25 protein-coding genes are annotated in these 23427 nt (G+C 68.4%); 12 read left to right on the top strand and 13 right to left on the bottom strand.

Annotation, left to right across the window (positions count from 1 at the left end; translation table 11 throughout):
* Positions 1-26 precede the first annotated feature (26 nt).
* From ACWF9G_RS21320 to ACWF9G_RS21305, 4 genes are read right to left on the bottom strand one after another with little or no spacing between them, the layout of a single operon-like run.
* Positions 27-1511 carry a flavin-containing monooxygenase gene (locus tag ACWF9G_RS21320; RefSeq protein ID WP_452517287.1) on the bottom strand — a complete coding sequence of 495 codons (1485 nt, stop codon included), beginning with the start codon at positions 1509-1511 and terminating at the stop codon, positions 27-29.
* Entirely contained in the window at positions 1508-2050 is a 543-nt protein-coding gene (locus ACWF9G_RS21315) for an NAD(P)/FAD-dependent oxidoreductase (RefSeq protein ID WP_452517285.1), read from the bottom strand. The genes ACWF9G_RS21320 and ACWF9G_RS21315 overlap by 4 nt, the downstream gene beginning before the upstream one ends.
* Positions 2047-2970 (bottom strand): ferritin-like domain-containing protein, encoded by a 924-nt coding sequence (locus tag ACWF9G_RS21310; protein WP_452517284.1) that lies wholly within the window; start codon positions 2968-2970, stop codon positions 2047-2049. The genes ACWF9G_RS21315 and ACWF9G_RS21310 overlap by 4 nt, the downstream gene beginning before the upstream one ends.
* A 27-nt stretch (positions 2971-2997) precedes the next feature.
* Positions 2998-3834 (bottom strand): SDR family NAD(P)-dependent oxidoreductase, encoded by an 837-nt coding sequence (locus ACWF9G_RS21305; RefSeq protein ID WP_452517282.1) that lies wholly within the window; start codon positions 3832-3834, stop codon positions 2998-3000.
* A 108-nt stretch (positions 3835-3942) separates the two neighbouring features.
* On the opposite strand from ACWF9G_RS21305, the gene ACWF9G_RS21300 reads away from it, so the two are divergent.
* Genes ACWF9G_RS21300 through ACWF9G_RS21290 form a run of 3 tightly spaced genes read left to right on the top strand, consistent with a single transcriptional unit; the run spans position 3943 to position 6052 of the window.
* Positions 3943-4590: a TetR/AcrR family transcriptional regulator gene (locus ACWF9G_RS21300; protein WP_379304227.1), complete on the top strand. Its 648-nt coding sequence runs from the start codon at positions 3943-3945 to the stop codon at positions 4588-4590.
* Positions 4591-4645: 55 nt separating this feature from the next.
* Positions 4646-5449, top strand: coding sequence for a metalloregulator ArsR/SmtB family transcription factor (locus ACWF9G_RS21295; protein WP_452517280.1), 804 nt, complete (start codon positions 4646-4648; stop codon positions 5447-5449).
* Between the two features lie 12 nt (positions 5450-5461).
* Positions 5462-6052 carry a dihydrofolate reductase family protein gene (locus tag ACWF9G_RS21290; protein WP_452517278.1) on the top strand — a complete coding sequence of 197 codons (591 nt, stop codon included), beginning with the start codon at positions 5462-5464 and terminating at the stop codon, positions 6050-6052.
* Between the two features lie 4 nt (positions 6053-6056).
* On the opposite strand, the gene ACWF9G_RS21285 is transcribed toward ACWF9G_RS21290, so the two are convergent.
* Entirely contained in the window at positions 6057-7052 is a 996-nt protein-coding gene (locus tag ACWF9G_RS21285) for an alpha/beta fold hydrolase (RefSeq protein WP_452517277.1), read from the bottom strand.
* Between the two features lie 42 nt (positions 7053-7094).
* On the opposite strand from ACWF9G_RS21285, the gene ACWF9G_RS21280 reads away from it, so the two are divergent.
* Both ACWF9G_RS21280 and ACWF9G_RS21275 read left to right on the top strand, forming a co-directional pair.
* Positions 7095-7943 carry an SDR family NAD(P)-dependent oxidoreductase gene (locus ACWF9G_RS21280; protein ID WP_452517275.1) on the top strand — a complete coding sequence of 283 codons (849 nt, stop codon included), beginning with the start codon at positions 7095-7097 and terminating at the stop codon, positions 7941-7943.
* A gap of 112 nt (positions 7944-8055) precedes the next feature.
* The gene (locus ACWF9G_RS21275) at positions 8056-9036 is read left to right on the top strand and encodes an AurF N-oxygenase family protein (RefSeq protein WP_452517274.1); all 981 of its coding nucleotides are present in this window, start codon (positions 8056-8058) and stop codon (positions 9034-9036) included.
* Between the two features lie 5 nt (positions 9037-9041).
* Here ACWF9G_RS21275 and ACWF9G_RS21270 read toward each other — a convergent pair whose 3' ends face one another.
* The 3 genes from ACWF9G_RS21270 to ACWF9G_RS21260 are packed head-to-tail and all read right to left on the bottom strand — an operon-like array spanning position 9042 to position 12003.
* Complete coding sequence (locus ACWF9G_RS21270) at positions 9042-9779, bottom strand: SDR family NAD(P)-dependent oxidoreductase (RefSeq protein ID WP_452517272.1); 738 nt, start codon at positions 9777-9779, stop codon at positions 9042-9044.
* Positions 9776-10798, bottom strand: a complete 1023-nt coding sequence (locus ACWF9G_RS21265; RefSeq protein WP_452517270.1) for a phosphotransferase family protein — start codon at positions 10796-10798, stop codon at positions 9776-9778. The genes ACWF9G_RS21270 and ACWF9G_RS21265 overlap by 4 nt, the downstream gene beginning before the upstream one ends.
* Positions 10795-12003, bottom strand: coding sequence for an acyl-CoA dehydrogenase family protein (locus tag ACWF9G_RS21260; RefSeq protein WP_452517268.1), 1209 nt, complete (start codon positions 12001-12003; stop codon positions 10795-10797). Before ACWF9G_RS21260 ends, ACWF9G_RS21265 begins: the two co-directional genes overlap by 4 nt.
* A 129-nt stretch (positions 12004-12132) precedes the next feature.
* Here ACWF9G_RS21260 and ACWF9G_RS21255 point away from each other — a divergent pair, with 129 nt between their 5' ends.
* On the top strand, positions 12133-13002 hold the full coding sequence (locus ACWF9G_RS21255) for a TetR family transcriptional regulator (RefSeq protein WP_452517266.1): 870 nt from the start codon (positions 12133-12135) through the stop codon (positions 13000-13002).
* Between the two features lie 277 nt (positions 13003-13279).
* Here ACWF9G_RS21255 and ACWF9G_RS21250 read toward each other — a convergent pair whose 3' ends face one another.
* A complete protein-coding gene (locus tag ACWF9G_RS21250) occupies positions 13280-14017 on the bottom strand; it encodes a PaaX family transcriptional regulator C-terminal domain-containing protein (RefSeq protein WP_452517265.1) in 738 nt (245 codons plus the stop codon).
* Between the two features lie 104 nt (positions 14018-14121).
* Here ACWF9G_RS21250 and ACWF9G_RS21245 point away from each other — a divergent pair, with 104 nt between their 5' ends.
* Together ACWF9G_RS21245 and ACWF9G_RS21240 are read left to right on the top strand one after the other, a co-directional pair.
* On the top strand, positions 14122-14961 hold the full coding sequence (locus ACWF9G_RS21245) for an SDR family oxidoreductase (protein WP_452517263.1): 840 nt from the start codon (positions 14122-14124) through the stop codon (positions 14959-14961).
* A 162-nt stretch (positions 14962-15123) separates the two neighbouring features.
* Entirely contained in the window at positions 15124-15606 is a 483-nt protein-coding gene (locus tag ACWF9G_RS21240; RefSeq protein ID WP_452517261.1) for a cation:proton antiporter regulatory subunit, read from the top strand.
* 11 nt (positions 15607-15617) lie between these two features.
* Here the strand turns inward: ACWF9G_RS21240 and ACWF9G_RS21235 are convergent, their stop codons facing one another.
* The gene (locus ACWF9G_RS21235) at positions 15618-15908 is read right to left on the bottom strand and encodes a hypothetical protein (protein WP_379304182.1); all 291 of its coding nucleotides are present in this window, start codon (positions 15906-15908) and stop codon (positions 15618-15620) included.
* Between the two features lie 575 nt (positions 15909-16483).
* Between ACWF9G_RS21235 and ACWF9G_RS21230 the strand changes: the two genes are divergently transcribed.
* Both ACWF9G_RS21230 and ACWF9G_RS21225 read left to right on the top strand, forming a co-directional pair.
* Positions 16484-17308 (top strand): SAM-dependent methyltransferase, encoded by an 825-nt coding sequence (locus ACWF9G_RS21230; protein WP_452517259.1) that lies wholly within the window; start codon positions 16484-16486, stop codon positions 17306-17308.
* A gap of 209 nt (positions 17309-17517) precedes the next feature.
* Positions 17518-18234 carry a GNAT family N-acetyltransferase gene (locus tag ACWF9G_RS21225; protein WP_452517258.1) on the top strand — a complete coding sequence of 239 codons (717 nt, stop codon included), beginning with the start codon at positions 17518-17520 and terminating at the stop codon, positions 18232-18234.
* A gap of 7 nt (positions 18235-18241) precedes the next feature.
* Here ACWF9G_RS21225 and ACWF9G_RS21220 read toward each other — a convergent pair whose 3' ends face one another.
* Complete coding sequence (locus tag ACWF9G_RS21220; protein WP_452517256.1) at positions 18242-19090, bottom strand: alpha/beta fold hydrolase; 849 nt, start codon at positions 19088-19090, stop codon at positions 18242-18244.
* 67 nt (positions 19091-19157) lie between these two features.
* On the bottom strand, positions 19158-20414 hold the full coding sequence (locus tag ACWF9G_RS21215; protein WP_452517255.1) for an aspartate kinase: 1257 nt from the start codon (positions 20412-20414) through the stop codon (positions 19158-19160).
* A gap of 201 nt (positions 20415-20615) precedes the next feature.
* Between ACWF9G_RS21215 and ACWF9G_RS21210 the strand changes: the two genes are divergently transcribed.
* Positions 20616-21740 (top strand): ACT domain-containing protein, encoded by a 1125-nt coding sequence (locus ACWF9G_RS21210; RefSeq protein WP_452517253.1) that lies wholly within the window; start codon positions 20616-20618, stop codon positions 21738-21740.
* An 84-nt stretch (positions 21741-21824) separates the two neighbouring features.
* Here the strand turns inward: ACWF9G_RS21210 and ACWF9G_RS21205 are convergent, their stop codons facing one another.
* The gene (locus tag ACWF9G_RS21205; RefSeq protein ID WP_452517251.1) at positions 21825-22712 is read right to left on the bottom strand and encodes an alpha/beta fold hydrolase; all 888 of its coding nucleotides are present in this window, start codon (positions 22710-22712) and stop codon (positions 21825-21827) included.
* A gap of 99 nt (positions 22713-22811) precedes the next feature.
* On the opposite strand from ACWF9G_RS21205, the gene ACWF9G_RS21200 reads away from it, so the two are divergent.
* Positions 22812-23408, top strand: coding sequence for a TetR/AcrR family transcriptional regulator (locus ACWF9G_RS21200; protein ID WP_452517250.1), 597 nt, complete (start codon positions 22812-22814; stop codon positions 23406-23408).
* Positions 23409-23427: the final 19 nt, after the last annotated feature.

Here is a 23427-nt window from a genome sequence, read left to right as displayed (position 1 = left end):
GGGATCCCTTCTCTGTCGGCGGCGGGTCAGGTGAAGACATAGTCGGTCAGGGCGAAATGGCTGCTGCGCCAGGCGGCTTCGAGGGTGGAGGCGGGGCGGAGGGGGACGTCGCCGTGTTTGTCGAAATAGTAGCTGTTTGCGGTGGCGCAGCTGTCCTGCCAGAACACCTGGCCGCCGCGGCGGGCGAGCATTTCGCGGAAGTAGCGGTCGTTGGCGGCTTCGCTGATCTCGATGCGGTCGGCGTCGGTGCTGCGGGCGTGGTGCAGGCAGCGCAGGATGTGGCGGGTCTGGTTCTCGATCAGGGTGAAGTAGGACGCGCCGTTGTAGCCGTAGGGGCCGATGATGGAGAAGAAGTTGGGGAAGCCGGGGACGCTCACGCCCTCGTAAGCCTGCAAACGGTTCTCGTCCCACCAGGTTTCCAGGTCGCGGCCGCCGACGCCGTGCAGGTCGTAGGTCGGCATGTTGCCCGATTCCATGACCTTGAAGCCGGTGGCGAGGATGAGAACGTCGGCGGCGTGCTCGATGCCTGCCGCCGTGCGCACGCCGGTGGGGGTGATCTCGCTGATCGCCGTGGTTTCGAGGGTGACATCGGGGCGATTGAAGGTCGACAGGTAGTCGTTGGAGAAGCTGGGACGCTTGCAGCCGAGCGCGTATTTCGGGGTGAGCGCGGCACGAACGGCCGGGTCTTTCACCTGGCGGCGCAGGTGCGCCAGGCCCGCGCGTTCCCCGATCGCGGCGGTCGGCAGCGAGCGGTGGTAGTGAGCGGCGAGGGGGAAGGTGAATTCGACATAGGTCTGGCTCACCAGCCGGGTCAGGGTGCGCCCACCGGGGACTTTCAAGGCCAGGCGGGCGGGCAGCGGCAATGGCATGTCGGGGCGGGGCAGACACCAGATCGGCGTGCGCTGGAACACCGTCAGGTGCTCGACCTCCGGTGCGATCTCGGGAATCACCTGCACCGCGGAAGCGCCGGTGCCGATGATCGCGACCCGCTTGCCGCGCAGATCCTGCCGGTGATCCCAGCGTGAGGTGTGCATGGTGACACCGGCGAAACTCTTGATGCCGGGAATGTCGGGCAGTTTGGGCCGGGTCAGCACACCGGTCGCGCTGATCACGAAACGCGCGGTCAGTTCGCCGCCGTCGTCGGTGTGCAGGACCCAGCGCCGGGCATCGGAGTCGAAGTCGGCACCGAGAATGGTGGTGCCGAACCGAATTCGCGGTCGCAGCTCGTATTTGTCGACGCACGATTCGGCGTAGGCCTTGAGTTCACTGCCCGGTGCGTACACCCGTGACCAGTCGGTGCGCTGCTCGAAGGAGAATTGGTAGCTGAACGACGGAATATCCACGGCGACACCGGGATAGGTGTTCCAATGCCAGGTTCCGCCGACGCCGTCGGCTTCGTCGACGATCAGGAAGTCGTCGAATCCGGCGTTGCGCAACGCGATCGCCGCGCCGATCCCGGAGAATCCGGCGCCGACGATGATGATCTCGTGGTCGATTCCGGTGGTGGTCATGCGATCTCCTTCATCCGGGCGCGGCCGGGACGGGCGACGGTGCGGACGACATGCTCGGCGTCCTCCGCGTAGACGATGGTGTCGACCCGATGCTCGATGCCGTCGACCGTACGCACGCCGAGCGGCACCAGTCGTGCGATCGGCCAGGTCACCAGGGTGCAATGTGGTTGCCGCAGCGTGCGGTAGTAGCTGTTGTGCACGGCGACGCCCGCGGTGTCGTCGGGTGTGAGACGGTGCCGCAGCCACGAATCATGGACTTGGACGCGAAGATTGACGCGGGCGACGAGCCGCACCAAGCGCTCCGGCGTATGGCGCAGGACCGCAGCGCCAGGTAGCGGTGCGCGCGGCAGAATCCACACCGCGTCGGTCTGGAACACCGTCACCCGCGCGGCCTCGGCCGCGATGCCGGGCAGCAGTCGCGCTGCCGCCGCCCCGCTGCCGATGATCGCGACACGGCGGCCGGTGAATTCGTGGCGCGGCACGAATTCGGTGCTGTGCGTCTGGCGACCGGTGAAGGTCTCGGCGAATCGAGGAGTCATTTCGCCACCGGTTCGTAGGTGAGTTCGTCGGACCAGGACGGCCTGCGCCCCAGCACCCGGACCGGGAACCGGTCGATACAGGCGTTGGACACATCGGCAAGCAACTGGAACGGCTGGCGGCGGTGAATCGTGGCCTTACCGTGCATTTTCACCACGTGATACAGCGGCATCCGCCGGATCGCCGGGCTGCGTTCCCCGACGTTCTCGTAGCGGCGCACCGCCTGCCACAGCTTCTCCTCGTCGAGCCCGAGGGCGATGATGTTGGTCGACATCCGCGACAGCAGTGGCGCGTACAGCAGCGCGCCGAGCACGAACGACGGGCGCACCGCGAAACCCGCTGTCTCGATGGCGATCCGGCGCAGCGGTCCGGCCCCGAGCTGTTCGAGAACCTGGAAACCGACGGCAAGGTGCCGGGATTCGTCGCTGTTGATGTGCCGGAACACCTCGTGACACACCGGATCATCGACCTCGTCGAGCAGGAATTTCACCAGCGCGCCGTCCAGCGCGGTCTCGAGCGAGGGAATGACCGTGCCGAGCACCGGGAGGGTGAGCTGGTCCGCGTAGCGGTCGAGCCAGCTGATGACGAGGCGAATGTTCTTGTTGGGCAACGGCATCGCGTCGCCGTCGAGCATGCCCCAGCGGCGCATCAGCGCCAGTTCGGCATTGGCATGCTTCTGTTCCTCGGCGTGGAAATACCGGTAGATCTCGCGGAGCGGGCCGGGCGGCGCCTGGTGCACGAGGGCGGCGAAGCCGCGGGCGCCGACGTGTTCGATCCACACCAGATCGGCCATGAAGGTGGCAAGCCGGGGGCGCTGCTCGTCGGTGATGGTGTCGGCACCCGGTGCGTCCCAGTCGATGTCGGCCAGTGCCCACTGCTTGGCGCGCACGGTGGCGAGCATATCGGGATAGGCGAACGTCATTGTTCGATCTCCTTCTTCTGTGCTGGATCAGCGCACGACCCGCTCCAGCAGGCCGGCCGAACGGGTATAGGTCGCCGGCATCCACCGTTTGGCCTGCCACAGCATCTTGGCCTCGAGCTGCGGCACCACATACAGCTCGCCGTGGTCGACGGCGTCGAGGGTGGTGCGGGCGATCGCGGCGGGCGCGCGTCCGGTCCAGCGCAGGAGCAGTCCGCCGAGCCGTTCGGCGGTCTCGTCCATCGGTGAATCCGCTTGCATGATGTTGGTTTTCACGCCGGTCGGGCACAGCACGGTGACGCCGACGCCGGTGCCTGCCAGCTCGGCCGACAAGGTCTCCGACAGTGCCAGCACCCCCGCCTTGCTGACGTTGTAGGCCGCCATGCGGGGCGCCGCGCCGAACGCGGCCGCCGAGGCGACGTTCACGATCGCCCCACGACCCGCCTCCCGCAGGATCGGCGCGAAGACATGACAGCCATGGATGACACCCCACAGATTCACGCCGAGCGTGCGCTGCCAGTCGTCGAGGGCGAACTCGCCGACCACCGGTCCGCCCGCCCCGATACCCGCATTGTTGACGACGACGGTGGGTGCTCCGCCGAACCAGTCCTCGGCGGTGGCGGCCAGCCGGGTGACCTCGGCGATCTCGGTGACGTCGCAGGCGGCGCCGATCGCCTTCCCGCCCGCGGCCTCGACGAGTCCGGCGGTCTCGGCGGCGCGGTCGGGATCGATGTCCGAGCAGACGACGCGGCCGCCACGCTTACCCAGTTCTACGGCGAAGGCACGCCCGATTCCGCTGCCCGCGCCGGTCACCACGGCATCGGCGCTGGTGGTCCGGCGGCGTCCGCCGAAGGGAAACACTCGCATGGCAACTCCCGGGTCGACCCGGTGAGACTCGAACTGGTGGCAACTGCCACCATTGGCCGCACCTGACACCAATTAGGCTCGCAGAGGAGTACTTTGTCAACCATGGATGTGCGCGCACCGGCACGGACCTGGGGCGGGCTGACCGCCGACCAGCGCAGGGCGCAGCGGCGGACCAGCCTGGTCGACGCCGCCCTCGGCATCTGGATCGAGCACGGCTGGGCCGCGGTGACCATGCGCGGCGTCTGCCAGCGAACCTCGCTCAACGACCGGTACTTCTACGAGCACTTCGCCGACCGCGACGAGCTGCTCGCCGCGGCCTGGGACGAGGTATGCACCGAGGTGTTCGTCGACCTGGCGAGCATCGTCGCCCAGAACACCGAGCGCACACCCCTGGAGATCCTGCGCGCGGCCATCGCCCGCGCCGTCGAACTGCAATCCGACCCCCGCGGCCGCGCCAGGATCCTGCTCGCCGACCACGCGGGCAGCGCGGTACTCGAACAGCGCCGCAAGACCATGCTCACCGACGCCACCGATTTGCTGATCGCCGCGGCATGGCCCTATCTGCGCCCCGGCGTCGACGAGACCGCCATCCGCATGAGCACACTCGCCGGGATCGGCGGCTTCATCGAACTGCTGTCCGCCTGGCGCACCGGCGGGCTCGACGTGGATGCCGAACGCATCGTCGAACACACCAGCGCGATCGCGGCCCAGCTGGGAACGATGTTCCTACCGGCGGAGATCATCGGCGACCACTAGACTTTCGCGAAAGTATTCCTTGACAGGAATATTCCCTTCAAGGAATACTTTCGGCATGGACGAGATCGCCGCAGCACTCGGAGACGGCGCGCGATGGCGCATCGTCGAACTCCTCGCCGAACGACCGCGCTCCGTCGGCGAGCTAGCCGAGCTGACCGGGTTGCGGCAACCGCAGACCACCAAGCACCTCCAGACGCTGGCCCGTGCGGGCCTGGTCACGGTGTTCCCGCTGGGTCAGCGCCGCGTCTACGCCATCGAGTCCGGGCCGCTCACCGGCCTCGAGCAGCGCCTGCGCCAGCTCGTCGAGTCGATCGAAGCGAACGCGGACGAACGCGACGTGGTCGAGCGCTATCGCGCGGCCATCGAGGCGGAATCCGCTGTCGCCGACCATGATCGGTGGGCCGACGGCCGCGCCTTCACCTTCGATCGCGTGCTGGACGCGCCGCGCGAAGTCGTCTGGCGACACTGGGTCGACGCCGATCTGCTCGGATCATGGCTGGCCCCACCGTCGATGACGATCACCGAGTGCGCGCTCGAACCGACACCCGGCGGACGCGCTGTCCTCGACTACCGCGATCCCGAAGGCCGCCGGTACCACTCGGCCGGAAAGGTTTGCTCCGCAACCGAACCCGAGCACCTCGTCTTCGATCTCTCGGTCCTCGATGCGGCCGGAGCGGTGTCGTTCACCGGCCACTACGAGCTGGTCCTCGACCCGATCCAGGGCGGTACCCGACTTCGGCTCGGGCTCACCATCACCGAAACCTCTGTCGAGGCCGTCCCGTATATCGCCGGGATCGGCACGGGATGGGGGCAGGTGCTCGACAACCTCGCAGACACGCTCGGCACCACCAGAAAGTAGGGAAGTACAGTCATGACCGAACGTATCGTGGCCGCCAATATCGGCCTCACCCTCGACGGACGCTACAACGGACCCGGCGGCCCCACCGATGCCGCGGCGATCGTGCGCTACGCGACCACCGATGTCGCGCGCGACCACCTCACCCGGCTCTGGGAGAACGCGACGACGGCGGTCCTCGGCCGCCGTAACGCCGAGGGATTCCTCGCCTACTGGCCGACGGTCGCCGCGGACGACACCGCCGATCCGCGCGACCGCGCCTACGCGAAGTGGTTGGCAGACACCGACAAAGTCGTCCTGTCGACCACTGTCACCGACGCACCATGGGAACACACCCGCATGGTGAACGCGCCCGCCGCCGAGGTTGTCACGGAGCTGAAGGCGACCGGCACCGGCGAGATCCTCGTCAACAGCAGCCCGACCGTCATCAAAGACCTGCTCGCGGCGGACCTGATCGACCGCCTGTATCTGCTCATCTGCCCCGAGATCGCCGGCGGCGGGCAGCGCCTGTTCGACGACGGCCTGCCGGATTCCCGGTGGACGATCGCTCACCACGAAGTGGGCGAACTCGGCGAGATCGCCCTCACCTACGACCGCGTGCGCTGAGACCTCAGGGCGCGACCCGAACTCCCACCCCGAGGTCGCGCAGTGCGGTGGTCAGGAACTCGTCGACGGCGTCGGTCCGCTCCAGTTGCACGAGGTGGCCCGCGTCCGGGACCTTCACCACCGCACGCAGATCCGGGACGTTCGCACGCAGGACGGCGAGCGGGTCACGGCCGCTGAAACCCTCCATGTCGGGGTCGTTCTCGCCGTAGAGGAAGTAGGTGGGCACCGGGACCTGCGCGCCTGCGAAGGCTTCGGTGAGTGCCCAGTTGCGGTCCAGATTGCGATACCAGTTCAGGCCTCCCGTGAAGCCGGTGCGTTCGAACTCTGTTGCCAGTGTGTCGAATTCGGATTCGGAGAGCCACGACCACGGCAGCTCGGGCGCCTGGGGCAGGACGTCGAGGTAGCCGAGTCCGGGCGGGTTCTTCCAGGTGTCGAGGTAGTGGTAGTCGCCGGAGAGCGAGTAGTACACGCGGGCAAGGAATTCGCGGGGACGTGCTGCCAGTTCGGCATCGGCCACGCCCGGCTCCTGGAAATAGGCCAAATGCAGGAAGTGCCGTTGCGCCGCCTTGGTCCAGAATTCGGACGGGGCTCGTGGTGGTCGCGGGGAGAACGGATTGTTGAGCACCGCCACGGCATCCACGCGTTCGGGCGCACGCAGCGACAGCTCCCACACGAGCTGGGCGCCGAAATCGAGACCGACGAACACGGCCTTCTCGGCGCCGATGTCGTCGAGTAGCGCCAGCAGGTCACCGATCACGGCCTCGTTCGTATAGGCGGCGACATCGGCGGGGGCATCGGTGCGGCCGTACCCGCGCAGGTCGGGGGCGATGCCGCGGCATCCGGCGGCGGCGACGGCCGCGAGCTGGCGGTGCCAGACGAACGAGGTGTGCGGGAATCCGTGGCAGAAGACGACCGGATACCCCTGCCCCTGCTCGGTGACGTGCATCCGGATGCCGCCGGTGTCCAGGAATCGATGCGTCAGCTCCACTACCGTCTCCATTTCTAGAACGTGTTCTTATTTTGACGGTAGTGTCTGGAGGTCATGAGCGGAACACCCAAGATTCTCGCCGGCAAGGTCGCGGTGGTGACCGGGGCCAGCCGCGGTATCGGCAAAGGCATCGCCCAGGAATTGGGCGCGGCGGGGGCCACCGTGTACGTGACCGGCCGCACCACCACGCCGGGCAAGCTGCCCGGCACCGTGCACGCCACCGCGGCGGAGATCACCGCGCTGGGCGGACACGGGATCGCCGTCGTGTGCGATCACGCCGACGACGCGGCGGTCGAGAAACTCTTCGCCCAGGTCCGCGACGAGCAGGGGCGGCTCGACGTGCTGGTGAACAACGTCTACAACTCCCCCGCCGCCGCCCGCTGGCTCGGGCGCAAGTTCTGGGACGTGCCGCCGAAGGCGTGGGACGAGACCTTCGACATCGGCGTGCGGTCGCACTACGTGGCCAGCGTTTTCGCCGCTCCGCTGCTGATCGAGTCGGCAGGCTTGATCGTCAATGTGTCCTCGCCCGGTGCCAGGCGATACATGCACAACGCCGTGTACGGCGTCGGCAAGACCGCCCTGGACCGGCTCACCACCGACCTCGCCCACGACCTCGACGGCACCGGCGCGACGGCGATCTCGATCTGGCCCGGCATCGTGGATACCGAACTGCTGCAACTGGTTCCGGCCGACAAACAGGGTCGCCGACAGGTCACCCTGCCGGGCGAGGGCACCTTCGATCTGAACGCCGCCGAGACGCCCCGCTTCCCCGGCCGCGCCGTGGTTGCCCTGGCCGCCGATCCGGATCGCGCGGCGCGCGCGGGCACCGCGTGCAAGGTCGCCGATCTGGCCGAGGCCTACGGATTCACCGACGTCGACGGCCGGATTCCCCGCGCCGACTGACCCCGGGCCCGATCGGTCTGCGCACACCCCTGGAAATAGGTGAGACAGTGCGTTACATTCAAATCAGGGCCCGCCAGCTCGACGGCGATCCTTGTGACGATGGAGAGAAACAATGACGTTCTCGAAGACCGCAGCCACGAACCCGGACTACGCCGACACCCTGCTGACCTTGTCGGAAGGGTCGGTCCACCGCAGGTTCGATCCGTACCTCGATATCGACTGGGACGCACCCGAATTCGCGATCGACCGCGATGATCCACGGTGGGTGCTCTCGGCCGAGCTCGACCCGCTGGGCGCCACCCGGTGGTATCAGGAACTGCCGCTCGAGCGCCGGATCGAGATCGGCCGCTGGCGGCAGGCCAATGCCGCCAAGGTCGGGCTGGCCTTCGAGTCCATCCTCATCCGCGGGATGATGCAGTACGCCATGGCGCTGCCCAACGGCTCCCCCGAGTTCCGCTACTGCCTCCACGAGATGACCGAGGAGTGCAACCACATCCAGATGTTCCAGGAGCTGGTCAACCGCATCGGCGACGACGTGCCGGGCATGCGGCCGCTGTTCAAGGTCGCCTCACCGTTCATCGGCGTCGCGGGCGGCTACTTCTGGGCCATCCTGTTCATCGGCATCCTCGGCGGCGAGGAACCAATCGACCATTACCAGAAAGCCCTGATCAGGTCGGGGAACGCGACCCAGCCGACGCTGCTGCGGATCATGGAGATCCACATCGCCGAGGAGGCGCGCCACATCTCCTTCGCCAACGAGTTCCTGCGCGCCCACCTCGCCCGGATGAACCCGGTGAGCACCGCGGTCTGCGCCGTCGCCTTCCCGATCGCCATGCGCTGGCTCGCCGACGAGCTCGTCAAGCCGTCGACGTCGTTCGCGAAGAAGTTCGACATCCCCGACGAGGTGTTCGCCGACGCGTTCTGGCGCAGCCCCGCCTCCCGCAAGATCCTCAGCGGATTCTTCGGCGACATGCGCGCACTGGCCGACGAGCTTGGCCTGATGAACCCGGTGACCAAGCGGCTGTGGAAGCTGCTGAAGATCGACGGCGGCCACGCCCGCTACCGCAGCGAACCACCTCGCCGCATCGCCTGAACCCGCTACGCCCGGTAGCCGTCGGTGCCCGCGCGGGACATGACGATCGTGGGGACCACGGCCTGGGCGGACAGGCGCAGCAGGGAGTCGACCATCTCGACGATGTCGTTGACCGCGAGCATCTGCTCGGGGGGAATCCGGTCATGGATCCAGGCGCTCATGTCGGTGTCGACGTAGGCGGGTGCGATCGAGGTGGCGGTGACGCCGTTGCCGGATTCTTCGGCGTTGAGGGTGGTGAGCAGCGAGATGAGCGCGGCTTTGGCGGCTCCGTACACGGCCAGTCCGGCCTCGGCGTAGACGCCGGTGATCGAGGACAGCGCAATGACTTTCGCGCCGTGGCGGGGATCGGCGGCTGCTCCGGCGCGCAGCATCGGCAGGGCGCCCTGGATGAGCTGGATCGGTGCGCGCACGTTGACCGCGATGGTCTTGTCGAAGCGCCGCATCGACGACTCGGCCAGTGGGCCCGCGGTGCCGACACCGGCGTTCAGGATCAAGGCCGACATCGTCGCGAACCGGTCGGTGTGCGCGGTGAGTACCCGCGCGACGCCCTCCTCGTCGGACATGTCGGCGGCGACGGTGACCACCTCGGCGGCGCCGTGCGCACGCAGCTCGGCGGCGACCACGTCGAGACGGTCGGCGTCGCGCGCGGTGATGGTCAGCGAGTAGCCCTGCTGGGCGAGCCTATTCGCGATGCCGAGGCCGATTCCCCGCGAGGCGCCGCTGATCAGGGCGGACTTGGTCATTTCCGGGTTCCTTTCAGTGCGCGCAGGCCCGCGGCCATGAATTCCGGGGTGGCCTCGGCGGCGCGTTCGGCCGCTGCTCCGGAGTCGGAACCCTGCAACGCCCGGTGGGTGATGCCCTCGCCGATCACACCGAGTTTGAAGTTGGCGAGCGCGAGATAGAAGCCCCAGTCGCCGAGGTCTCGGCCCGACGCCGTCGCGTAGGACTGGGCGAGGGTGTCAGCGGTGGGCATCCGGTCGCTGGTCCATGCGGCCGACGAGCCGAGGACCAGGTCGAAGACCGGTGAGCGGTACACGCACATCAGGGCGACATCGGTGAGGGGATCACCGAGGGTCGACATCTCCCAGTCGACGACGGCGCGCACCTGGCTTGGATCGGTCGCGTCCAGGATCGTGTTGTCGATGCGGAAGTCGCCGTGCACGATCGAGGCCGCCGATTCGGTCGGCAGTGCCTCCGTCAGCGCGGAGTGCAGCGCGGCGACATCGGCGAGTTCGCGAGTCTTCACCCGATCCCATTGGGAAGCCCACAGATTCACCTGGCGTTCGACGAAACCGGTGGGCCGCCCGAATTTCTCGAGCCCCACCGCCTGCGGATCGACCTCGTGCAGGTGGGCCAGCACTCGCACCAGCTCGGCCGCGCTCGCCCCGACCTGGTCGTCGGTCAGGGTGGCGAGGTCGTCCTGATCGCGGATCACCAGGCCGTCGACGTATTCGACGACGGTCATCGGGGCGCCGAGCGCGGTGCCCTGCGCATCGAATGCGATGGTCCTCGCGACCGGAACCGCCGAGCCCTGGAGTGCTTCGGTGACGGTGAATTCGCGGGCCATGTCGTGCGCGGACGGCGTGAGTCCGGCGACGGGCGGACGCCGCACCACCCAGGTCGAGTCGTCGTCGGCCGCCGTGAAGGTCAGATTCGAGCGGCCGCCGCTGATCAGTTCCACCCGCAGCGCACCGCGCACCGGTACGCCGCTGTCGCGCAGGAACTGTTCCAGTGCGGCGACATCCATGCCGGGCAGACTCATTCGGCATCCTTCTGCGCGCGCTTGGCCGCGCTCACCGCGCGCTTGGCGATGGCCCAGCGGTGCACCTCGGACGGACCGTCGTAGATCCGGAACGGACGGACCTCGCGGGACAGCCGCGCCAGCGGCAGGTCGGCGGAGACGCCGAGGCCACCGCACATCTGCATGCTGCGGTCGATGATCCGGAATATCGCCTCGGCGGCATAGGTTTTCGCGATCGAGGTGGCGTTCGCCGCCGGCTCGCCGCGATCGAGTTCCCAGCAGGCGCGAGTCAGCAGCGCGCGGGTGGCGGCGATGTCGATCTCGTTGTCGGCGATCATCTGCTGGATCATGCCGAGATCGCCGAGCCGCGAACCGAATCCGCGCCGTTCCGCCGCCCGTGACACCGCCACATCGTGGCCGCGGCGGGCCGCGCCGAGCCAGCGCATCACATGCGTCATGCGGGCGGGGCCCAGGCGCACCTGGGCGTATTCGAAGCCACGGTCGACCGCGCCGAGCACCGCCGAATCCGGGACGAGCAGGTCCTCGAAGAACACCTCGCAGTGACCGCCGAGCATCGACCGGTCCAGGGTGTCGATATGCCTGCCCACCCGGATGCCCGGGGTGTCGGCGGGGGCGAGGAACATGGTCGCACCGCCGCGGTCGCCGGGCTCGCCGGAGGTGCGGGCCATGATGATGAACAAGCCCGCGCCGTCGGCGCCGGTGATGAACCACTTGTGGCCGTTGATCCGCCAGCCGCCCTCGGCGCGCACCGCGCGGGTGGTCAGCGCGGAGGGGTCCGAGCCGGCGCCGGGTGCCGGTTCGGTCATCGCGAAGGCCGAGCGGACGTCACCGCGCGCGAGTGGCGCGAGGAACCGCTCCTTCTGCTCGGGGTCGGCGATGTGGGCGAGCATGTGCACATTGCCCTCGTCCGGCGCCGCGATGTTCAGTGCCGTCGGGCCGAACAGGGAGTAGCCCGCTTCCTCGAAGATCGGGGCGCGGTCCGACATCCCCAGGCCGTGCCCGCCGTATTCGACCGGCGCGTGGGGTGCGAACACCCCGGCCTCGCGCGCTTCCCGCTGCAGGTCGGCGCGCAACGCGTCGCCACCGGCGGCGGTGATGTCGCCGTCGTTGGCGTCGTCGAGCGGGATGACTCGGTCGCGGATGAAGGCGCGGGTGCGCTCGGCCAGGCGCTGCACCTCGGGCGGATGGGACAGGTCGATCGCCACGGGCCAACTCCTCGACTCGACTTGCCGAACGTTCGCTCGGCATTGAACACTCACGACACTGACATGTTCGATACATGCTGTCAATTGCCGAGTTTTCTCATCGTGTACTGTTCAGCTATTCTGAACGCTATGAACGCTTCCGAGGGGGAATCGGCCACCCTCGGCGCACGCCTGCGACAGGCCAGGACCGCGACGGGCCTGTCGTTGCGGGAGACCGCGCGCCGCATCGATGTCAGCCCGGCCACCCTCAGCGCCATCGAGACCGGCAAGACGGGGGTCTCCGTGCCGCGGCTCCATCTACTGGCAGCCGAACTCGGCACCACGACGCAGTGGCTGATCGGCGAGCGGCCGACCCGAACGCCGATACCCCGACAGCGCGCCGCGGCCGATCCGGTGCACGAGACCGACCTCGCCTGGCGCGAGTTCCCGCCGCTGGATATCGATCCCGTCCTCGCCGCCGCCATCGACTCCTTCGTCGAAACCGGGTACCACGGCGCCACGATGCGGTCGATCGCGCAGCGGGCAGGCATGAGCGTGCCGGGCGTCTACCACCACTACCGCGACAAGCAGGAACTGCTCGTCCGGGCACTCGACCTGACCATGGACGAGCTGCACCGGCGGGTCGGCGCGGCCCGGGACGAGGCCGGCGCGGGCCGCGACCGGGTGATCCGGGTCGTCGAAGCACTCGCCCTGTTCCACACCCACCGCCGCGAACTCGCCTTCATCGGCGCCAGCGAGATGCGCAGCCTGAACCCTGACAATCGACGACGGATCACCGCGTCCCGCAACGAGATCCAGTACCTCCTCGACGAAGACATCGATACCGCGCTCACCGAGGAGAACCTCAGCACAGCCCACGCGAGAGCCGCCGGACGCGCGATCGCGACAATGTGCACCGCCCTGCCGCAGTGGTTCCGGCTGGACGGTCCGGCCACCCCCGAACAGATCGCCACCGAGTACGCCGACTTCGCCCTCGGGTTGCTCGGCATCCGCCGATGACTGCGACGGAATCGAACCGTCAGTCGAGTCTTGGTGCGCCGCAACCGAAATGACGTGGACCCGCCGGTCCGAACGGTGCGGCCCGCCCCGAAACTCTCGGGGCGGGCCCTTCCCCTGCACCATGCGGCGCCGCCACGTCGCACGGCAGGGTCCATGGTAGACGCGACAACCTCATCTGCCCCGTAACCACACCCGGACTACTGCGGACAACATGCTGGCGCCTGGGCTTTCCGCGGAATTCGCCGTCGATGTCACCCCGCACGACACTGCCGCGGCGCTAGGGCGCAACGGATTCCGCGCCCAATGCGGCGAACCATTCGAGATAGTCGGCGGTGACGGCGCGCAGCCGGGCGACCGGCCAATCGTCGGGCTGGAGTTCGCCGGGCAGGACGGGATCGGTCGTCAGGTGATCCAGACCCGCGCAGACGGCGGCGAATCTGACTGTCGGGTCGGGGGTTTCGATGGCGGAGAGCAGCGCGTGGCCGCGGGCGGACCAGCCGGGCAGCGACCAGAGGCGGGCGGCCAGCAGCGCGGGATCGTCGACGGGACGGGTGTGCAGGCGGAAGGTGGTGTCGTCGAGGTCGGCGGGCCAGGCGCGGTCGAGGTTGGCCGGGCGCATCCAGACGCCCTCGCGGAGTTCGGCCAGGCGCAGCGACAGCAGTGTCGCGCGCAGGGCGGCGCGGTCGGCGGCGGGGCGGCCGGTGGCGGTGACGACGACCTGTTCCCAGTCGCCGGTCCACGGGCGAGTCGGGGGCGCGGCGAGTTCGGTGCGCCGCGCGCGCAGTGCCGGGGTGAGGGTGTAGGCGCGGTTTGCGCGCAGCAGGTCACCGGCGGCGACCATCCGCGAGACGGCGACGCGGACGGTCGCCTCCGGGTAGCCGATGGCGGTGGTGGCGGCACAGATCTCCCGCGAGGTCATCGTCGGCGAATCGGCCGCGATGAGGATGCGGACCAGCGCGGAGCGGGCCGACACCGGACGGACATCGGTATCGGAGCCGGTCACAGGGGGTTGCACGGGTCGAGTCTACATATTTCACTATTGCCGCGGTCGTTTGTTATCTGTAACGTTACCGTTCATCAGTCGCCTCGCCGGCGTCGTCGACGACAAGGAGCTCACCCATGACCGCCACCTTCCCGCTGGCCGGGCGCACGATGATCATGTCCGGCGGCAGCCGCGGCATCGGCCTGGCCATCGCCGTGGCCGCCGCGCGCCAGGGCGCCAATATCACGCTGCTGGCCAAGACCGACGTGCCCGATCCCCGCCTGCCCGGCACCATCCACACCGCGGCCGCCGAAATCGAGGAAGCGGGCGGTCAGGCGCTGGCCGTGGTGGGCGATGTCCGCGACGAGGCCTCGGTGGCGAACGCCGTCGCCCAGACGGTGGAGCGATTCGGCGGCATCGACTACTGCGTCAACAACGCCTCGGCGATCGCCCTGGCCTCGACCGAGGAACTGCCGATCAAGCGCTTCGACCTGATGCAGCAGATCCAGATCCGCGGCACCTACCTGCTCTCCAGCGCGTGCCTGCCGCACTTGCGGCAGAGCGAGAACGCGCACATCTTGAGCCTGTCGCCGCCGCTGAACCTCGCCCCGCACTGGCTCGGCGGACACCCCGCCTACATGGTGGCCAAGTACGGGATGTCGCTGCTCACGCTCGGCTGGGCCGCCGAATACGCCGAACACGGCGTCGCCGCGAACTGCCTGTGGCCGCAGACGCTGATCGCGACCGCCGCGGTGCAGAACCTGCTCGGCGGCGACGACGCCATCGCCAAGGCCCGCACCCCGGAGATCGTGGCCGACGCCGCCGTCGCCATCCTGGGCCGCGACGCCCGCACGACGACCGGCAACACCTTCCTCGATGTCGATGTCCTCGCGGCCGAGGGCATCACCGATCTGTCCCGCTACGGCGGCTCGGGCGAGCTCGAGTACGACATCTTCGTCGACCCGCCGCAGGCCTGACCCCGGGCGTTGGATCAGCTCTCCGCCGCCGCGGCGATCTGATCCAGCGACACCGCCGGGGCATTGTCCGCCGTGCCGAAAATCGCCGGGTAACCACTCGACACCGGTCGGCCGTCGAACTGTGACCAGCCTGCGTCCGTTTTGTCCGGATACCCTGAGGGGATGCAGATCGAGGTGACACCCCTACCCGGGGTCGGTGTTCGCAAGGATTTCCCGGTGCGCAAGGGCGGCAGGCGCATCGGTGTCGTCGAGCACCGCGACGGCTCGATCGATTTGATCGTCGGCAGGCCGGGCAATCCCGATGCCACCGATCAGATCGCCCTGTCGAGCGCGGAGGCGTCGGCCTTGGCCAGCCTGCTCGGCGCGCCGCAGGTGGTCGCCCAGCTCGAGGCCGAACATCGCGAATTCGACGGCGTCAGCACCGCCCAGTTCTCGATCGCGGCCCACTCGCCCTACGACTGCCGCACGCTCGGCGACACCCGGCTGCGCACCCGCACCAAGGCCTCGATCGTCGCGGTGATGCGATCCGGGGCGGTCATCGCCTCACCCGGGCCGGAATTCGTGTTCACGGCAGGCGACGTGCTCATCGTGGTCGGGTCGGCCGACAGCCTGGAAGCCGCCGCGCAGATCCTGCACGACGGCTGAGCAGACGGAATCTATCGGCGGTGCAACGATCGGACGGTGACCGCACCCCACAGCACCAGCCGCACCGCGGCCGCCATGTAGAAGACATACGCCAGCAGGACCAGGACGGGACCGTAACTACCCGCCCAGTCCCCCAGCCGCAGCAGCGCGGCGAGGCCGAGGCCGACCAGGACGAGGCCGAGGATCAGCCCGGGCATCGCCAGCGGGGCGATGGGCGATTCGACGGCCGGAGTCGCGGTGACGCGGCGATCTCGGCCGGTAACTGACAGCTTGCTGTTCGGTTCGAAGTAGATGCTACTCATAACCATGAGGTCCCTTCCGGCGGCCGTCCCGACACGGCCGGCACCTGATCCATGGGGTTCTATTCGAGGCCAGTCGCGCCGTAACGGACAGCCTGGGCGTTCGTGACGAAAGGCCCCCGACGACCTTGCCGTTGATCACGAACGGTTAACGTTCAGCAATTACGAGCGTGCCAGCTCAGGTAACCGATTGACAGCTAGTGTGATCTGCATCACATAGAACATTCGTTCGACACGAGTCGGTAACGCACGTTACATTTCCGGCAAAATACCCCTCGGAACTGGCGGAACCGCTGCGTAACTGGACATTTGGTCAACAGACGAACATTGATGTTATTTATCGAACCGTTACGCCCCTGACGTGCGACAACGCACAGATTTACACCGCAACCCACCCGGTACCTCGACACGCCACCGTGACGTCGGCGAACCGCCCCGCAGAGCCCTACTCGCAGCGGAACCCACACGCCCGGAACAGTTTTCGGGTATCACCGACAGTGAAACCATGCCGGCACCCGGAGTTCTCCTACGATGGGCGGCGGCACAACACCAGCACTGTGTGAGGGGGTCGTCGAACGATGAGCGACAACGCGAAGGTGATCGACCAGTCCAGTCCCAGCATCGCCCGGGTCTACGACTATCTACTCGGCGGCAAGGACAACTACGAGGTCGACCGCGCGGTCGGCGACCACTTCAAGCTCAATCTGCCCGGGTCCGTGGCGATCGCGACCACCAACCGGCAGGCCCTCACCCGCGCGGTGCGCGAGATGGCCGAGGCCGGGCTGACCCAGTTCCTCGATTTCGGCAGCGGCCTACCCACCGCCGACAACGTGCACCAGGTCGCGCAGCGGATCAACCCCGACGCCCGCGTCGTCTACATCGACAACGACCCGATCGTGCTCGCGCACGGGCGCGCGCTGCTGGCGACCAACGACAACACCACCGTCGTGCAGGCCGACGTGCGCGATTCGACAGGCATCCGCGCCGACGAGCAGGTGAACCGGCTCATCGACTTCGACAAGCCGGTCGCGTTGATCTTCAGCGCCGTCCTGCACCACCTCAACGACGACGAGGACCCGCGGGCGATCGTCGAGTACTGGACCGATCAGATCCAGGTCGGTAGCAGTGTGTTCATCACCCATTTCCGGTCCGGGCACAACACCGAGACCGCCGCGGCCGAGGCGAAGCTGCAGTCCACCTTCGGCCGCGGCCGCTGGCGCACCGACGACGAGATCGCCGACCTGTTCGGCGACCTGCACCTGCAGGAACCGGGCGTGATCGCGGCCGCGCTGTGGCGCCAGGACGAGCCAGGCGGCGACGGGAAGCCGCAGCTCGTCTCGCCTACTCCCACGCTGTCGGTGTGGGAGGAACTCATCGTCGCGGCCATCGCCGACAAGCGGTAGGGCGGTTCGTCCGACTCGCGAATATCGGCGAATTTCCGGCGACGACATCTCGTCTGTTCGCGCGGGTGAACGCGCCACGTTCGGCTATCTTGTGCATCTAGTTTTCGATGCTGCTGGATCGTTCGTGTCGCTTCGCCGCAATCACGTGCCGCGTGAGATCCACGCCTCGTGTTTCCGGCGACCCCATCAGACGAAGGACGCCGGTCACCATGCCCGCACCCGTTATCCTCCACGGCCGCATCGTACGGCTGGAACCCCTGGCACCCCAACATGTTCCCGGCCTGGTCGCGGCTGCCGCCGCGCTCGGCCCTGCCGGGTTCACCATCGTCCCGCACGGTGAGCAGGAGGCGCGCACCTACGTCTTCCAGGCCGAGGCCGCGCAGCTGGCGGGCACCGTCCTGGCCTTCGCGATCGTCACCCTCGACGAGGAATGCGTGGTCGGGGCGACCAGGTTCACCCGGCTCGACTACTGGCAGGGTCCGCTGAGCTGGCCGCTGTCGGCCGAGCCCGTCACCGCCCTGCCCGGCGGGGCGATCCCCGACGCGGTCGAGATCGGCAACACCTGGCTGATGCCCGCGGTCCGCGGCGGCCTGGTGAACCTCGAATCCAAGCTGCTCATGCTCACCCACGCCTTCGACGGCTGGGGTGTGCGACGGGTGAGCTTGCGCGCCGACGCCCGCAACCTGCGCTCGCGTACCGCGATCGAACGGCTCGGTGCGGTGAGCGACGGTGTGCGCCGGGCACATTCGCGTGGGCTCGACGGCGCGGTGCGCGACACCGCGTTCTATTCGATCCTGCACGACGAGTGGTCGGGAGTGCGGCTGCGGATCATCGAGCAGCTGGCCGCCCGCGCCGCGGTCCCGCGCGCGCCGCTGATCCCGGCGACCGCCGAGGCGTTGCGGCCCTTGGCTTCTCCGATCGGCTGACCGGGGGTCACTTCGGCACGGACTCGATCCGCTCGGCGATGATCTCGGCGAGTTCGTGCGGGCGCTCCTCGGGCAGCCAGTGCGAGGCGCCGTCGATTACTTCCAGGCGATAGTCACCGGTCACGTAGCGCTCGGTCAGTTCGGCGCCGCGGCGCGCCAGTGCCGTGTCGCCGGAGCTCCAGACATGGGTCACCGGAACCCGGACCGGCGCCGACATGGCGCGCTGTCCGGCCAGCGGGAGCGCGCGGTACCAGTTTAACGCACCGGTGAGCGCACCGGCGTCGACGATCTCGCGGTGCACCCTGGCGATCGCGTCCGGCGCCATGCCCGTGCCTGACAGCGCCCGGTCCAGCAGTCCGGGCCGGGCGAGCATGAACCGCTCCGGCAGCGCCGGGAGCTGGAACAGACCCATGTAGTAGGAGCGGGCGAGCTGATCGCTGCTGACCAGCGAGCGCCGGAACGCGCCGGGATGCGGCACCGACACCGTCACCAGCGTGCGGACCAGGTCGGGCCGGGCGCCGGCCACCGACCAGGCGACCATGGCGCCCCAGTCGTGGCCGACCAGATGCACCGGCCCGCGGTCGATCTCGCGGATCAGCGCGACCACGTCGCCGACCAGTTCGGAGACCCGATAGGCGAATCGGCCCCGCGGGCGCGCGCCCGGCGAGTAGCCACGCTGATTCGGGGCGATGGTGCGGTAGCCGCGGGCGTTGAGCAGCGCGGTGAGCTCGGACAACGAGCTCGCGGTCTGCGGAAAGCCGTGCAGCGCAAGGACGACAGGGCCGTCGATCGGTCCGGAGTCCACCACGTCGAAACGAAGTCCGGCATGGGTGAAGGAGGTCAGTCGGTTGCTCAAGGGAACCCTCCGGTCGATCGACGGCCTAATTGACTTGTCGGTAAATTACCTGGCGTTCAGTCGGTCGTCAACGACCGGTGCCGCCGTGGACGACCGCGACTTCGGCGCCGCCGAGGTCGAAAGCCCGATGCAGTACGCGGACCGCCTCGTCCAGGTCCGTGTCGCGGACCAGCACCGAGATCCTGATCTGTGAGGTGGCGATCAGGTCGAGGTTGATGTTCGCCGCGGCCAGCGCCTCGCAGAACGTCGCGGTGACGCCAGGGTGGTTCTTCATCCCGGCACCGATCAGCGAGACCTTGCCGACGCGATCGTCGTAGCGGACATCGGCGAAACCGATGTCGGCGCGGCGATCGCGCAGCAGTGCCACCGCGCGGGCGCCGTCGGCGGCGGGCAGGGTGAAGGTGATGTCGGTGCGACCGGTGCCGGTGTTCTGTACGACCATGTCGATGGGGATCTCGGCGTCGGCGACCGCTCGGAACACCTGCGCCGCATAGCCCGGCTCGTCGGGCAGGCCGACGACGGTGACCTTGGCCTCGGTGCGATCGTGCGCGACGCCGGTCAGCACGGCCTGGTCGGCGGGGATGTCGGCCATCGAACCGAACACGGTGGTGCCGACGGCGTCGGTGTAGGACGAGCGCACATGCACCGGCACGTGGTAGCGGCGCGCGTATTCGACGCAGCGCAGCATCAGCACCTTCGAACCGCAGGCCGCCATCTCGAGCATCTCCTCGTAGGAGATCTGGTCCAGTTTCTGCGCGTCGGGCACGATGCGCGGATCGGCGGTGAAGACGCCGTCGACGTCGGTATAGATCTCGCAGACATCGGCATTCAGCGCCGCGGCCAGCGCGACAGCGGTCGTATCGGAACCGCCGCGGCCCAGGGTCGTGACGTCACGGCTGTCCTGGCTGACGCCCTGGAAGCCGGCGACCAGCACCACCTCGCCGTCGTCGAGAGCGCGGCGGACCCGGTCTGGATCGACCTCGATGATCTTGGCGTTGCCGTGCGCGCCGGTGGTGATGACGCCTGCCTGGGAGCCGGTCAGCGACCTGGCATCGGCACCCAGCGAGTGAATCGCCATGGCCACCAGGGCATTCGAGATGCGCTCGCCCGAAGTCAGCAGCATGTCCATCTCCCGCGGCGGTGGTGCGGGCGCCACCTGGCCTGCCAGATCCAGCAATTCGTCGGTGGTGTCGCCCATGGCTGAGCAGACCACCACCACATCGTGACCCTGCTTCTTCGTTTCCACGATCCGCTCGGCGACCCGCCGGATCCGCTCCGCGCTCGCCACCGACGATCCGCCGAATTTCTGCACAACCAGGGCCATCCCTCGTCCTCTCCCCTGCTCGCCCACGCGCGATCCGCGGGTGACTCTTCCGAGTATCCCGGCATTTCTGGCACGACTGTCCTGATTCGTGGTGAAAACAACTGCCGCCGAATGGATCCGGCCGCGATACTGGCTGGACGGGGGTGGCGCGAGCGGCGTTCGTTCCCGGCTCGGCAGTTCTCGGCGGTTAGGCGAATTCCCATGACCAATCAGCTCTTTCGTTCCCCACGCGGCTCGTTCGGGGTCACCGTTCTCGGCACCGGAGCGCTCGCCACCGAGGTCACGCGGATCCTGCGCGACACGCGTGGCGACTTGCGGGAACGCGCCGGTGCGGAGCTGGTGCTCGACGGGCGGGCGGAGCTTTTGGTCGATGCGACCGAGGACATCGACTCGGTGACGGCGATGCTCGACGCACTGCGCGAGGGCCGGTCGGTGATCACCGCGAACACCGCGCTGATCGCCGAGCACGGGCACCGGCTGGCCGCGGCCGCCGAGCAGCACGGCGCCGACCTGTTCTTCGAAGCGGCGGTGGCGGGCGGGGTTCCGGTGGTGCGGCCGCTGACCCAGTCGCTCTCCGGTGACCGGGTGAATCAGGTGCTCGGGGTCTTCCCCGCCGAACACAGCAGGCACGCGGCCGCGCAGGCGGCGATCCTGGCGACGCTGGCGTTCCATACCCGGGTGGAGGTCGGTGACGTGCACTTCGAGGAGTCGGGCCCGGCGACAGCGCACGATCTCGACGCCGCCGAGGCACTGGGCCTGCGCCTGCGCACGCTCACCGTGTGCACCAGAGTCGCCGAAGACGGTGGCAAGGAACAGATCTCGGTCCGCGTGCACCCCGCGCTGCTCCCGGCGACCGATCCCCTCGCCCGGGTCGACGCGCCGTTCAGCGCGGTGGCCGTCGACGCCGCGGGCGCGGGCAGGCTGATGTTCTACGGTGACGGCGCCCCAACCGCCACCGCGTCGGCCCTGCTCGGAGACCTGATCACCGCCGCCCGCAATCGCGTCAACGGCGGGCGCGCACCCCGCGCCTCCTACTACGCCGAACTCCCCGTCGCTCCCCTCGGCGACACCCCGGCCCGCTTCTACCTGAACCTGCGGGTCACCGACCACGCCGGTGCGCTGGCCCAGGTCGCGGCGGTGTTCGCGGAACACGGCGTGAGTATCGCGCGGCTACGCCAGGAGCACCGCGGCGACGACGCCCACCTGATCGTCCTCACCCACCGCGCCCTGGAGTCGGCGCTCACCGACACGGTCGACGCGCTCGCGGACGCACCCTGCGTCCGCGAGGTGACGACCCGATGGCGGATCGAGGGCACCGACGACTAGCGTGCCCTGCCCTCTGCGGCCCCACCCGTGGTGCGGACGATCGCCGGGCAGTCGCCGACTCGCCAACAGTCGTGGGTGGGGCAATCACTCGCTGCGGCGGGCGTCTGTCGGTTCGTACCGGCTGGTGAAGTCGAGGATGCGCGCCGTGACCTGTTTCGGGATCTGGTGGAAGATGCCGTGGCCTGCGCCCGCGAAGATCTCGGTGTCGCAGGTGGGCACGTTGTCGCGCAGGCGTTCGGTCGCGAGGGTCGCGTCGACGACGAGCGACTCGGATCCGAACAGGCCCAGAGTCGGCACTGTGATCGCCGCCAGCCGCTCGTCGGTGAACATCCGCGGGTAGCCGATCGACGGGACATATCCCAGAGCGGCTTTCACTCCGGCGAATTCGGTGTCGGTCAGGGTGACGCCAGGGTTGAGCCACTCGTTCAGCTTGCGGAGGTTCTTGTCGGTCGGCCGAGCGCCTACCTTGATCATCGTCCACAGCACGCTCCAGCGGACCTTCGTCAACGTGCCGCCGGGCTCGATCACCGTCAGACTGACGAGCCGTCGCGGTTCGCTCGCCGCGATCGCCATCGCCTGCCATCCACCCTGTGAGTAGCCGACCAGGTGAACTCGGTCGACGCCGAGACCGTCGAGGACCTCGAGAAACCAGGCACCGAACCGTGTTTCGTCGATCGGTGCGATCTGGATGCTGAGACCCGGCGTGCCGAGGAACTCGGGTGCGTGGACGACCCGATCGCGCGCGATCTCCTCGATGACGTGAGTCCAGGCCAGACTGTTGCCCCCGAGCGAGTGCATCAGCACGATCGGCACGCCGTCGCCCCGGCCGAAAGTGCGCACCCGGGTGGTGCCGAAAGAGGTGGGGACGTCGGCCGTTGTCGATGGAATCGGCTGCTGCTTCTCCAGTTCCCGGTAGGACCTCAGGAACTCCTCGCGCGCCTTGTCGTTCTTGAATCGCCCGATCTTGGCCATGACCACCCCTTATCTCCGTTGGTGATATCACCGTACCATAAAGATGGTATGGGCGTACCATCAAGAGCCTGCTGGACGAATCAGGACGAAGGAGCGAGCGTGCCGCGGTTGGCCGATCACGAAGAACGGCGCGGGTCCATCACCGGAGCCACGCGCCGGGTCATCGCCCGCGGCGGGCTGGATGCCGCCACTTTCCAGTCCGTCGCGGCTGAGGCCGGGGTATCGGTGCGATCGGTGCAGTACTACTTCGGCACCAAGCGGGAGTTCCTGCTCGCCACCCATCGCGCCGTCGTTGCGAATTCCGGTGCGCGGCTGCACCAGGCGCTTGCCGCGCTCGGACCGGACGCGGGCCCGCGCGATATCGTCCGCGCGGTCCTGCTCGGTCTGCTCCCCCTCGACGAGCCGAGTCGCGAGGACGCCGTCATCCTCGGGATTTTTCACGCCGCCACGCTCACCGGCCCCGACCTCGAGTCCGCCGACACCGCCGAGACACCGAACTACATCGTCGATGCGGTCGCCGCCCAGCTCCGGCGGCTACGCGGCCCCGATGCCGAGGAGACGACCATCCGCGCGGACGCCGAGATCGTCCTGCTCGCCGTCGCCGGGCTGGCCCAGGGAATGCTCACCGACAACGACATGGCCGCGCGCGCACCGCACCTCGTCGACCATCTGCTCGACCGGGTGATGATCGCCTGACCGCCGAAAAGCAGCGAGC

It is taken from the genome of Nocardia sp. NPDC055029, from assembly GCF_053608525.1.
This window is presented reverse-complemented; position numbering and strand designations above follow the sequence as displayed.